The organism is Streptomyces enissocaesilis, assembly GCF_039533765.1.
In the GTDB taxonomy this organism is placed as follows: Bacteria; Actinomycetota; Actinomycetes; order Streptomycetales; family Streptomycetaceae; genus Streptomyces; species Streptomyces enissocaesilis.
Window position 1 is genome coordinate 180,080 of sequence record NZ_BAAAUD010000041.1, and the last position, 12,072, is coordinate 192,151.

The window sequence follows — 12,072 nt, forward strand, 5'->3', positions numbered from 1 at the left end:
CCCCGCGCCCAGGGTGGCGAAGGGCCCGACCGCCGCGCCGGCGCGGTCGGTTCACGGGCTCAAGCAGTACGTCATGTGCCAAGTCGGCCAAGTCGGGCGCGGGTCGCATCCGGTCGCGGCAGCTCCACCATCGTGGCGCAGATCACAGCGACGGCCATCCCTCCCAGCAGGTAGGCGTACGAGACCGCGGAGCCGCCGACGAGCAGATCGCCCTCGGGACGGCTGAGGGTCAGCAGGACGACGGCCACGAGCCATCCGGCGGCGGACGCGCCGACACCGGTCCTCACGCCCGTGGCGTACAGGGAGCCGTAGAAGACGCCCGCCGCCGCGAGCAGCGCCAGCAGCAGGCCGCCGGGGAACCAGGCGGCGTGGACGAGCACGCCCGCCGCGCCCGTGAGCGCGCCCAGGACGACGAGGAGGAGGTGGACGGCGACGCGGACCACGGTCACGGGGCCACCCCCGCGAAGAGGTCCGTCTCGCGTCCGCCGGCGGCGCGTTCGCCCCGTACCAGTTCGTAGGACTCCGTGACGAGGACGGGCTGGCCCAGGTGGTTGGAGAGGGCGAAGAAACCGCCCTCCACCACGATCTGGGTGGCGTGCGCGCGCATCGCGGCGGTCTTGGCCCCGGCGTACGGCGCGCCGTCGATCTCCGTGGTGATCCGCGCGTCGTCGACGACTCCGGGGACGTCGTCCACGGCGGCGGTGGCGGAGAAGCCCACCGCCGTCGCGCGCAGGCGGGCGAAGCCTTCCTCCGCGTAGGTGCGCGGCACGCGGTTCCAGTAGATCTTGGCGATGGTGTGCGGCGCTCCGAGGTCCGGGCGGAAGTCCGGGTCGGCCGCGAGGTCGGCCGCGCGCATCGCGACGCGGTGGGCCTGGATGTGGTCCGGGTGTCCGTAGCCGCCGTCCGGGTCGTAGGTGACGAGGACCTGCGGGCGTACGGAACGGACCACCTCGACGAGGTACGCCGCCGCCTCGTCCACCGGCGCGGCCCAGAAGGCGCCTTCGCGGTGGTTCTGCGGGGTGCCCATCATCCCGGAGTCGCGGAAGCGGCCCGGGCCGCCGAGGAAGCGGTGGTCGGTGACCCCCAGCTCCTTCATCGCGGCGGCCAGTTCGGCGATGCGGTGGGCGCCGAGGGTGTCGTCGCGGTCGGCGGCCAGGTGCGCGAGGGCGGGCGGGATGACCTCGCCCTCCTCGCCGAGGGTGCAGGTCACCAGGGTGACCCGGGCGCCCTCGGCGGCGTACTTGGCCATGGTGGCGCCGTTGTTGATCGACTCGTCGTCCGGGTGCGCGTGCACGAGAAGCAGACGACGGGCTGGGTGGTCCTGGTCCGTCATGGGACCACCCTACGAGGCTCCGCTCAGAACTTGATGCCCCCGATCATCCCGGCCACGTTCGTGGTCAGTTCGTTGATGGTGGGAGCGATGGAGGAACTGGCGAGATAGAAGCCGAGCAGCACGCAGACCACCGCATGTCCGGCTTTCAGTCCCGATTTCCGGACCATCAGGATGACGATGATCGCCAACAGCACTACCGCCGAAATCGAGAGTGCCACGGCGGTTCACCTCCACTTACTCGGGCCGGAACGGGCATGCGGACAGCTCCCGGCAAGTTCATACCCACCAGGCGCTACGGATCATAACTATCCGTGTGTACGCATTGATCGGTGCACGGCAGCACGAGGGGCGCATGAAGGGGCGGCGCGAGCGGTAACTTCTGGCATATGACGTCGCATCGGCTCTCCTTCCCCCGGCAGCACGCCAGGACCCAGCGCTTCTCCCTCGGGGCACCACGCGCGTTCACGGTGTCGCCCGACGGGGCCCGTGTGGTGTTCCTCCGCTCCTCGTCCGGCACCGACCGCGCCAACCGGCTCCGGGTGCTCGACCTGGAGGGGGGCGCGCGGGAGCGCGTCGCCGCCGATCCCGGACAGCTGCTCGGCGGCGCCGCCGAGCAGCTGTCGGCGCAGGAGCGGGCGCGGCGCGAGCGCAGCCGGGAAGGGTCCGCGGGCATCGTGTCGTACGCCGTGGACGCGGCGGTCGAGCTGGCGGCGTTCGCGCTGTCGGGGCGGCTCTTCACGGCCGGGCTGCGGGCCGGCACCGCCCGTGAGCTGCCTGCCGCGGGGCCTGTTCTCGACCCCCGGCCCTCGCCGGACGGGCTGCGCGTCGCGTACGTCTCCCGGGGCGCCCTGCGGGTCATCGGCGCGGAGGGCGACGGCGACCGGGCGCTCGCGGAACCGGAGGACGAGAACACGGCGTACGGTCTCGCGGAGTTCGTCGCGGCCGAGGAGATGGGCCGCTCGCGCGGTTTCTGGTGGTCGCCGGAGTCGGACCGGCTGCTGGTCGCCCGTGCCGACGACGCGGCCGTGGCGCGCTGGTGGATCGCGGATCCGGCGTACCCGGAGCGCGAGCCCGCGCGGGTCGCCTATCCGGCGGCGGGGACGCCCAACGCCGAGGTGCGGCTCTTCCTGTACGGGGTGGACGGCGGGGAGCGCACGGAGGTGGTGTGGGACCGGGCCAGGTATCCGTACCTGGCCCGGGTCCACTGGTCGGACGCGGGCGCGCCGCTGCTGCTGGTGCAGGCCCGGGACCAGCGCGGCCAGGCGTACCTGGCGGTGGACACCGGGACCGGGACGACGCGGACCGTGCACGTGGACGAGGACCCGGTGTGGCTGGATCTTTTCGACGGGGTGCCGGTCTGGGCCCCGGACGGCCGGCTCGTACGGATCGCGGACGAGGGCGGGGCGCGGGTGCTGACCGTCGGCGACCGGGCGCTGACCGGGCCGCAGTTGCAGGTGCGGGCGGTGCTGGACGTGTCGGAGGGCGATGTGCTCGTGTCGGCCTCGGCGGGCTCGGAGGCCGCTGCCGCGGAGATCGGCGAGGTGCACGTCTACCGGGTCGACGAGCTGGGCGTGGAGCGCCTCTCGGAGGGGCCGGGCGTGCACTCCGCGGTGCGGTCGGGCGGGGTGACGGTGCTGGCTTCGGCGTGCCTGGAGAGCAGCGGCACGGTGGTGCGGGTGGTGCGCGACGGCAAGCAGGAGGCCGTGGTCGCGTCGTACGCCGAGGAACCCGTGCTGCGCGCCCGCGTGCGGCTCGTCGAGGGGGGCGCGCGGCGGATTCCGTGCGCCGTTCTGCTCCCGACGGGCTACACGGAGGAGGACGGCCCGCTTCCGGTGCTGATGGACCCGTACGGAGGACCGCACGCCCGGCGCGCCGTCGCCGCCCACAACGCCCACCTCACCTCGCAGTGGTTCGCCGACCGGGGCTTCGCGGTGGTCGTGGCGGACGGGCGGGGGACGCCCGGCCGCTCCCCCGGCTGGGAGAAGGCCGTCAAGGACGACTTCACGCTCACGCTCGACGACCAGATCGAGGCGCTGCACGGGCTGGCCGCGGACTTTCCGCTGGACCTCGGGCGGGTCGCGATCCGCGGCTGGTCGTACGGCGGCTACCTGGCGGCCCTCGCGGTGCTGCGCAGGCCCGACGTCTTCCACGCGGGGATCGCGGGCGCGCCCGTGACCGACTGGCGGCTGTACGACACGCACTACACGGAGCGCTACCTCGGGGACCCGGGGGCGCGGCCGGAGGTGTACGCCGCCAACTCGCTCGTCACCGACGACGGGCTGTCCCGGCCGGCCGGCGAACACCGGCCCCTGATGATCGTCCACGGCCTGGCGGACGACAACGTGGTGGCGGCGCACACGCTGCGGCTGTCGTCGGCGCTGCTCGCCGCGGGGCGGCCGCACGAGGTGCTGCCGCTGTCGGGGGTGACGCACATGACGCCGCAGGAGCAGGTCGCGGAGAACCTGCTCCTGCTCCAGGTGGACTTCCTGCGGCGGTCGCTGGAGCCCGGGCGGCCCCCGCAGGGCTCGTCCTCGATCGCCGGGCGGGCCTGATCTTCCGGGCCCCGGTGCGTGGGCGCCCGGCCGGGGGCGCCATGGCGACGCCCCCGGCCGGGCAACGGCACCCGCACGGCCGCACGGTGTTCAGTGTCGTGCGTCCACATATCGGTGCGGGGTCGGCCGAGTTGCGCGGCTGTTAATCCGGCCGACCGCCGGACGCGCCCGGTCCGCCCTCCGCCGGGACGACGTGCTTCTCCTCCGCGAAGTGGCACGCCGAGTCGTGCGCCGCCGGGGAGTCCTCGTCCCGGAGAACCGCCGGCACCGCCAGCAGCGGCACCTCCGCCGCGCACCGGTCCCGCGCCTTCCAGCAGCGCGTGCGGAACCGGCAGCCCGACGGGACGTTCGCCGGCGACGGCACGTCACCGGTCAGGAGGATCCGCTCGCGGTGGTCGCGGGCCTGGGGGTCCGGCACGGGCACGGCGGACAGCAGCGCCTGGGTGTAGGGGTGGGTCGGGTGGTCGTAGATCTCGGCGTCCCGGCCGGTCTCGACGATCCGCCCGAGGTACATGACCCCGACCCGGTCGGAGATGTGCCGCACGATCGACAGGTCGTGGGCGATGAAGACGTAGCTGAGGCCGAACTCGCCCTGGAGCCGGTCCAGCAGGTTGACGACCTGCGCCTGGACCGAGACGTCGAGGGCCGACACCGGTTCGTCGGCCACGATGATCTCCGGCTGGAGCGCGAGCCCCCGCGCGATGCCGATGCGCTGGCGCTGCCCGCCGCTGAACTGGTGCGGGTAGCGGTTGATGTACTCCGGATTCAGCCCCACGACGTCCAGCAGGTCCTGGACCTTCTGCCGCCGGCTGCCCTTGGGCGCGACCTCGGGGTGGATCTCGTACGGCTCACCGACGATGTCGCCCACCGTCATACGGGGGTTGAGCGAGGTGTACGGGTCCTGGAACACCATCTGGATGTTGCGGCGCACCGCCTTCAGCGCGCGCCCGGACAGCCTGGTGATGTCCTCGCCCTTGTAGCGGATCGCCCCGGACGTGGGCCGCTCCAGATGGACCAGCAGCCTGGCCAGCGTGGACTTGCCGCAGCCCGACTCCCCCACGATGCCGAGCGTCTCTCCCGCCGCCAGGCCGAGGTCGACGCCGTCGACCGCCCTGACCGCGCCGACCTGCTTCTTGAAGAGGACGCCCCGGGTGAGCGGGTAGTGCTTGTGCAGGTCCCGTACCTCCAGGATCGGCTCGGTGACCCGCTCGGCCGGCTCAGCCATGGAGGGTCTCCCGCCAGAAGTGGCACGCGCTCCCCCGGCCGTCCTCCACCTCGTACAGCGGCGGCACATCGGTGCGGCACACGTCGCGGACCAGCGGGCAGCGGGGGTGGAAGGGGCAGCCGGACGGGATGTTCGTGAGGTTCGGCGGCAGGCCCTTGATCGCGTACAGCTCCCGGCCCTTCCGGTCCAGGCGCGGGATCGAGTCCAGCAGGCCGCGGGTGTACGGGTGGGCCGGCGCCTTGTAGATGTCGTGGACCGGGGCGGTCTCGACGATCCGGCCCGCGTACATGACGGCGATCCGGTCGGCGACGTCCGCGACGACGCCCAGGTCGTGCGTGATGAGGACGAGCCCCATGCCGAGCTCGCGCTGGAGCTCCGCGAGCAGGTCCATGACCTGCGCCTGGACGGTCACGTCCAGCGCCGTGGTGGGCTCGTCGGCGATGATCAGGCCGGGCTCCAGGGCCAGCGCCATCGCGATCATGATGCGCTGGCGCATGCCGCCGGAGAACTGGTGCGGGTAGTCGCCCACCCGCTCCTTCGCCGCCGGGATGCGCACCCGGTCCATCAGCTCGACGGCCTTGGCCCTCGCGTCCTTCCTGGACAGGCCCCGGTGGACGGTGAACATCTCGCCGAGCTGGTAGCCGACGGTCAGCACCGGGTTGAGGGAGGACAGCGCGTCCTGGAAGATCATGGCCATCTCCCGGCCCCTGACCCCGCGCCGTTCGTCCTCCTTGAGCTTCAGCAGGTCGCGGCCCCGGAAGAGGATCTCACCGCCCGTGATCCTCCCCGGCGGCATGTCGAGGATGCCCATGACCGCCTGCGCGGTCACGGACTTCCCGGAGCCGGACTCGCCGAGCACGGCGAGCGTCTCGCCCTCCGCCACCGCGTAGTCGACGCCGTTGACGGCCTTGGCGACCCCGTCGCGCATACGGAATTCCACGTGCAGGTCGCGTACTTCGAGCAGCGTGCCGGGCATGTCGGGGCTCCTCAGCGCAGCTTGGGGTCGAGGGCGTCGCGCACCGCGTCACCGAGCATGATGAACGCGAGCACCGTGACCGCGAGCGCGCCCGCCGGCCAGAGCAGCATGTGCGGGGCGTTGCGGACGTAACTGGAGGCGGCGGAGATGTCGATGCCCCAGGACACGGCGGGCGGGCGCAGGCCGACGCCGAGGAAGGAGAGGGTCGCCTCCAGGGAGATGTACGTACCGAGGGCGATGGTCGCCACGACGATGACCGGCGCGACGGCGTTGGGCGCGACGTGCCGCAGCAGCATCCGCGCGTTGCTCGCGCCGAGCGCCCGCGCCGCCTGCACGTAGTCGTTCTGTTTGGCGGTGATGACCGAGCCGCGGGCGATACGGGCGATCTGCGGCCAGCCGAGCAGCACGATGAAGCCGATCACCGGCCAGACGGTGGTGCTGGTGATGACGGAGAGGAAGACGAGGCCGCCGAGGACGACGGGGATGCCGAAGAAGACATCGGTGATGCGGGACAGCAGCGCGTCCCAGCTGCCGCCGAAGAAGCCGGCGAGCCCGCCCAGGACGCTGCCGAGGAGGGCCACCCCGAGGGTGGAGCAGACGCCGACCGTCACCGACGTCCTGGCGCCGTACACGGTGCGCGTGTAGACGTCGCAGCCCTGGCCGTCGAAGCCGAAGGGGTGGCCGGGCCGGGAGCCCTCCTGGGCCCTGCCGAGGTCGCAGTGGAGCGGGTTGCCGCTCGCGATCAGGGACGGCCAGAGCGAGATGACGACGAGGAAGACGATGACGAGCCCGGAGACGACGAAGACCGGATTGCGGCGCAGGTCCCGCCAGGCGTCGGACCACAGGCTCCGCGGCCTGCCGGCGGGGTCCGGGCCCGGCGGGCCGCCACCGGGCCCCTTCTCCAGCGTCTCGCCCTCGTCCATGGCGAGGTCCGTCGCGCCGCCGGCTCCGGCCGCCGAGATCGCCGCGTCGGGATCGTAGTGGGGCTCAGGCATAGCGGATCCTCGGGTCGAGTACGGCGTACAGGAGGTCGACGATCAGATTCGCCAGCAGGAAGACCAGCACCAGGACGGTCACGAAGCCGACGACGGTCTGGGAGCTCTGCCGGACGATGCCCTGGTAGAGCTGGAAGCCGACGCCGTGGATGTTGAAGATCCGCTCGGTGACGATGGCGCCGCCCATGAGGGCGCCCACGTCCGTACCGATGAAGGTGACGACGGGGATCAGCGAGTTGCGCAGGAGGTGGCGCGAGACCACGCGGCGCCTGGGCAGGCCCTTGGCGACGGCCGTGCGGACGTAGTCGGCGCGGGCGTTCTCGGCGACGGAGGTCCTGGTGAGGCGGGTGACGTACGCCAGGGAGACGGAGGCCAGGACCAGGCCGGGGACCAGCAGTTCGTCGACCGTGGCCGCGGACGAGACGGCCGGTCTGACGACCCCCCACTTGACGCCGAGCAGCAGCTGGAGCAGCAGGCCGGTGACGAACGTCGGGACCGAGATGACCACGAGCGTCACGAGCAGGACGCCGGTGTCGGCGGGGCGGCCGCGGCGCAGGCCGGTGAGGACGCCGAGACTGATGCCGATGACGATCTCGAACACGACGGCGACGACGGTCAGCCGGACCGTCACGGGGAAGGCGGTCCCCATCAGCTCGGTGACCTTCTGGCCGTTGAAGGCGGTGCCGAAGTCGCCGGTGAAGACGTTGCCCATGTACGTCGCGTACTGCTGCCACACCGGCTTGTCGAGGCCGAACTCGGCGCGGAGCCGGGCGGCGGTCGCGGGGTCGCACTGCCGGTCGCCGCAGAGCCCCGCGACGGGGTCGCCCATGACGTTCACCATCAGGAAGATCAGCAGTGTGGTGCCGAAGAAGACCGGGATCATCTGCAGCAGACGCCGGATCACATAACGTCCCATGGTGGGCTCCTCGGAAGGGGGCGCCTACGTCCTGGCCCGGTGTCAGTCGACCGTGATCTCGTGGTAGACGGGGACGCTGAAGGGGTTGAGGGCCACGTTCGAGATCCGGTCGGAGTAGCCGGCGCTGCCGTTCTGGTACCAGAGCGGGATGGCGGCCATCTCGTCGCGCACGACCTCCTCGGCGTCCTTGAACTTCCCGGCCGCCCGCGCCGGGTCGGTCTCGGCGTTGGCCTCGTCGACGAGCCGGTCGAACTCCTCGTTGGACCACTTGCCGTCGTTGGACGAGGCGTTCGTGTAGTAGAGCGGCTGGAGGAAGTTCTGGATCAGCGGGTAGTCCATCTGCCAGCCGGCCCGGAAGGGGCCCGTCATCTTGCGGTCGGTGATCTCGTTGCGGAAGTCGGCGAAGGTGCCGACGGGGTTGCCCGTGCACGCCCGGTCGTTGTCCAGCGCGTTGTTGATGCTGTTGCAGACGGCGTCGACCCATTCCCGGTGGGAGCCGGTGTCCGCGTTGAACGTGATCCGCAGCGTGCCACCGGGGATGCCGCCGCCCTCGTCGACCAGCTTCTTCGCCTCGGCCGCGTCGAACTCGCACGCCTCGCCGCACAGCCCGTCGTCGAAGCCGCCCTCCTCCTTGAGGACCGGGGAGGTCCAGTCCTTCGCGGGGGTGCGGGTCCTCTGGAAGATCGTGTCGGTGATCTGCTGCCGGTTGATCGCCATGGACAGCCCCTTGCGGACCTTCTCCATGCCGTCGGCGTTCCACCGCTTGTCGTAGTAGGGGAAGGCGAGGGTCTGGATGATGCCGGCCGGGGTGTTGATGTAGCGGTCGCCGAGGTCGGCCTGGACGTTCCTGAGCTGGGAGGCCGGTACGTCGTCGAGGAGGTCGAGGTTGCCGGCGGTGAGGTCGGTGTACGCGATGGTGTTGTCGGTGTAGACCTTGAGGTCCACGCCGTCGTTGCGCGCCTTGTCCTCGCCGGGGTACTGGTCCCACGTGCGCAGGCTCATCATCGAGCCCTTGGTGTACGACTCGACGGTGTACGGGCCGTTGCCGACGGGCTTGGACAGCCAGGCGTCGTGGTCGTCGAAGAACGCCCTGGGCAGCGGTGCGAAGGCGTTGTAGCCGAGGGTCTCGGGCCAGGTGGAGAACTTCTGGGTGAGTTTGACGGTGAAGGTCCTCTCGTCCTTCACCTTCAGGCCGGAGAGGGTGTCGGCGGTGGCCTCGCCCTTCTCGGGGTGCACCTCGTCGTAGCCCTCGATGTAGTTGAAGAAGTAGGCGTTGCGCTGGTTGTTCTTGAGGTGCGCGCCGTAGTTCCAGGCGTCGACGAAGGACCGGGCGGTGACCTTCTCGCCGTTGCTGAACGTCCAGCCGTCCTTGACGGTGACGGTGAAGTTCTGCGAGTCGGTGGTGTCGATCTTCTCGGCCAGCCAGTTCTCGGCCTCGCCGGTCCTCGGGTCGTACCGCTTGAGGCCGCGGAAGAGCATGTCGAGGACCTTGCCGCCCTGCACCTCGTTGGTGTTGGCGGGCTCCAGCGGGTTCTGCGGGTCACCCCAGGACGAGCTGATCACCCCTGACCCACCGCCACCGCCGCCGTTGCCACCGCCGCCGCAGGCTGTCGCCGCGAGGACGACGGCCATGGCACATGCCGCCCACTTGGCGTGCGTGGCTCCGCGCATGGAGTCCCTCCTGGGGTCCTTGGGTCTCACGTAGCACCCATATCACCCCAGAGTCGTACGTACCGCACTTCAACCGCGCCCGTTCGCGCGGCGGACGCGGACACGCACCGGACACGGGCGCGCGCCGGACAGCCGAAGGCGCCCCGGGCCGCGATGGCCCGGGGCGCCCCCGTGTGCGTACGGTCGAGCGGGGTCACGCCGCGTGGACGACGTCCTTCTCCTCCGCGAAGTGACACGCCGACTCGTGCGCCGCCGGGGTGTCCGAGGACGTGAAGCGCTCGGGCACCGCCAGCAGCGGCACCTCCTCGGCGCACTTGTCCTGTGCCTTCCAGCAGCGCGTGCGGAACCGGCAGCCGGACGGCGGGTTCGCCGGTGACGGGACGTCGCCGGTGAGGATGATGCGCTCACGGCCCTCGCGGGCGTCCGGGTCGGGGACCGGGACCGCCGACAGCAGCGCCTGGGTGTAGGGGTGCGTCGGGTGGTCGTAGATCTGCGTGTCCGTACCGATCTCGGCCATCTTGCCGAGGTACATGACGCCGACCCGGTCCGAGATGTGCCGGACGATCGACAGGTCGTGCGCGATGAAGAGGTAGGACAGGTTGAACTCGTCCTGGAGCTTCTCCATCAGGTTGATGACCTGCGCCTGGACGGACACGTCCAGCGCCGACACCGGCTCGTCGCAGATGATGATCTCCGGCTGGAGCGCCAGGCCGCGGGCGATGCCGATGCGCTGGCGCTGCCCGCCGGAGAACTGGTGCGGGTACCGGTTGATGTACTCGGGGTTCAGGCCCACGACGTCCAGGAGCTCCTGGACCTTGCGGCGCCGGTCGCCCTTGGGCGCGACCTCCGGGTGGATGTCGTACGGCTCACCGATGATGTCGCCCACCGTCATACGGGGGTTGAGCGAGGTGTACGGGTCCTGGAACACCATCTGGATGTTGCGGCGCACCGCCTTCAGCGCGCGCCCGGACAGCTTGGTGATGTCCTGGCCCTTGTAGAAGACCTCGCCGGCGGTGGCCGTCTCCAGCGTCATGAGGAGCTTGGCGACGGTGGACTTGCCGCAGCCGGACTCCCCCACGATGCCGAGCGTCTCGCCCTGGTAGAGGTCGAAGGAGATCCCGTCGACCGCCTTGACCGCACCGACCTGCTTCTTGAACAGGATGCCCTGCGTCAGCGGGAAGTGCTTGACCAGGTTGCGGACCTGGAGGATCGGCTCCCCGCGCTCGACCGGGGCCTCGATCGCCGCCACCGCCTCCTCGGTGGTGGCGGCGTCGACGGCCTCGACCGCGGTGACGTTGGGGGTCGTGTCCACGGCGGCCTCGTCGTTCTTCTTCGGCTCAGCCATGGATCTGTTCCTTCCAGAAGTGGCACGCGCTGCGGCGGCCGGGCAGCTCGGCGCCGTCCCGCTCGGTGACGGACAGCAGGGCCGGGACGTCCGTACGGCAGATGTCCTGCGCCTTCGGGCAGCGCGGGTTGAAGGCGCAGCCCGACGGGATCTTCAGCAGGTTGGGCGGCAGGCCCTTGATCGCGTAGAGCTCCTGGCCCTTCTGGTCCAGGCGCGGGATCGAGTCCAGCAGGCCGCGGGTGTACGGGTGCGCGGGGCGCTTGTACAGCTCGTGGACCGGGGCGGTCTCGACGATCCGGCCCGCGTACATGACCGCGATCTTGTCCGCGACGTCGGCGACGACGCCGAGGTCGTGGGTGATCAGGATCAGGCCCATGTTGTACTCGCGCTGGAGCTCCGCGAGCAGGTCCATGACCTGCGCCTGGACGGTCACGTCGAGCGCCGTGGTGGGCTCGTCGGCGATGATCAGGTCGGGCTCCAGGGCCAGCGCCATCGCGATCATGATGCGCTGGCGCATGCCGCCGGAGAACTGGTGCGGGTAGTCGCCCACCCGCTCCTTCGCCGCCGGGATGCGCACCCGGTCCATCAGCTCGACGGCCTTGGCCTTGGCGTCCTTCCTGGACAGGCCCTGGTGGACACGGAACATCTCGCCGAGCTGGTAGCCGACGGTCAGCACCGGGTTGAGGGAGGACAGCGCGTCCTGGAAGATCATCGCGATCTTCTGGCCGCGGATCCTGCGCCGCTCCTCGTAGCCCATGGTCAGCATGTCCTGGCCGCGGAAGAGGATCTCCCCCTGCGGGATGCGGCCGGGCGGCATGTCGAGGATGCCCATGATGGCCTGCGCCGTCACGGACTTGCCGGAACCGGACTCGCCGAGCACGGCGAGGGTCTCGCCGGCGGAGACGCTGTAGTTGACACCGTTGACGGCCTTGACGACGCCGTCGCGGGTCTTGAACTCCACGTGCAGGTCACGGACGTCGAGCAGCGGTCCGCCGCTGTCCGTCGAACCTCGGGGCGCGGGAACGTCCGCCGTCTTGTCGATGATGGTCATGTACGTAC

Annotated in this window: 11 protein-coding genes; 1 reads left to right on the forward strand and 10 read right to left on the reverse strand. The window is 71.0% G+C overall.

The annotated features are described in order from the left end of the window. Positions 1-71 precede the first annotated feature (71 nt). The 3 genes from ABD374_RS21195 to ABD374_RS21205 are packed head-to-tail and all read right to left on the reverse strand — an operon-like array spanning position 72 to position 1,551. Positions 72-449 carry a DUF6113 family protein gene (locus tag ABD374_RS21195; RefSeq protein ID WP_344497149.1) on the reverse strand — a complete coding sequence of 126 codons (378 nt, stop codon included), beginning with the start codon at positions 447-449 and terminating at the stop codon, positions 72-74. Next, positions 446-1,333: an N-acetyl-1-D-myo-inositol-2-amino-2-deoxy-alpha-D-glucopyranoside deacetylase gene (gene mshB / locus ABD374_RS21200; RefSeq protein ID WP_344497150.1), complete on the reverse strand. Its 888-nt coding sequence runs from the start codon at positions 1,331-1,333 to the stop codon at positions 446-448. The genes ABD374_RS21195 and mshB overlap by 4 nt, the downstream gene beginning before the upstream one ends. Positions 1,334-1,356: 23 nt before the next feature. Continuing rightward, positions 1,357-1,551 carry a hypothetical protein gene (locus tag ABD374_RS21205; protein ID WP_138896464.1) on the reverse strand — a complete coding sequence of 65 codons (195 nt, stop codon included), beginning with the start codon at positions 1,549-1,551 and terminating at the stop codon, positions 1,357-1,359. Positions 1,552-1,719: 168 nt separating this feature from the next. Here ABD374_RS21205 and ABD374_RS21210 point away from each other — a divergent pair, with 168 nt between their 5' ends. Next, positions 1,720-3,885, forward strand: a complete 2,166-nt coding sequence (locus ABD374_RS21210; protein WP_344497151.1) for a prolyl oligopeptidase family serine peptidase — start codon at positions 1,720-1,722, stop codon at positions 3,883-3,885. 142 nt (positions 3,886-4,027) lie between these two features. Here ABD374_RS21210 and ABD374_RS21215 read toward each other — a convergent pair whose 3' ends face one another. The 7 genes from ABD374_RS21215 to ABD374_RS21245 all read right to left on the reverse strand — a co-directional run bounded on the left by ABD374_RS21215 (position 4,028) and on the right by ABD374_RS21245 (position 12,064). Next, positions 4,028-5,110 carry an ABC transporter ATP-binding protein gene (locus ABD374_RS21215; RefSeq protein WP_344497152.1) on the reverse strand — a complete coding sequence of 361 codons (1,083 nt, stop codon included), beginning with the start codon at positions 5,108-5,110 and terminating at the stop codon, positions 4,028-4,030. Next, the gene (locus tag ABD374_RS21220; protein ID WP_344497153.1) at positions 5,103-6,086 is read right to left on the reverse strand and encodes an ABC transporter ATP-binding protein; all 984 of its coding nucleotides are present in this window, start codon (positions 6,084-6,086) and stop codon (positions 5,103-5,105) included. The genes ABD374_RS21215 and ABD374_RS21220 overlap by 8 nt, the downstream gene beginning before the upstream one ends. 11 nt (positions 6,087-6,097) lie before the next feature. After that, positions 6,098-7,081 (reverse strand): ABC transporter permease, encoded by a 984-nt coding sequence (locus ABD374_RS21225; RefSeq protein WP_344497154.1) that lies wholly within the window; start codon positions 7,079-7,081, stop codon positions 6,098-6,100. Further along, positions 7,074-7,997: an ABC transporter permease gene (locus ABD374_RS21230; RefSeq protein WP_344497155.1), complete on the reverse strand. Its 924-nt coding sequence runs from the start codon at positions 7,995-7,997 to the stop codon at positions 7,074-7,076. Before ABD374_RS21230 ends, ABD374_RS21225 begins: the two co-directional genes overlap by 8 nt. 42 nt (positions 7,998-8,039) lie before the next feature. Beyond that, on the reverse strand, positions 8,040-9,668 hold the full coding sequence (locus ABD374_RS21235) for a peptide ABC transporter substrate-binding protein (RefSeq protein WP_344497156.1): 1,629 nt from the start codon (positions 9,666-9,668) through the stop codon (positions 8,040-8,042). Positions 9,669-9,861: 193 nt separating this feature from the next. After that, positions 9,862-11,013 carry an ABC transporter ATP-binding protein gene (locus tag ABD374_RS21240; RefSeq protein ID WP_344497157.1) on the reverse strand — a complete coding sequence of 384 codons (1,152 nt, stop codon included), beginning with the start codon at positions 11,011-11,013 and terminating at the stop codon, positions 9,862-9,864. Next, positions 11,006-12,064, reverse strand: coding sequence for an ABC transporter ATP-binding protein (locus tag ABD374_RS21245; protein ID WP_344497158.1), 1,059 nt, complete (start codon positions 12,062-12,064; stop codon positions 11,006-11,008). Before ABD374_RS21245 ends, ABD374_RS21240 begins: the two co-directional genes overlap by 8 nt. Between the last annotated feature and the right edge of the window lie 8 nt (positions 12,065-12,072).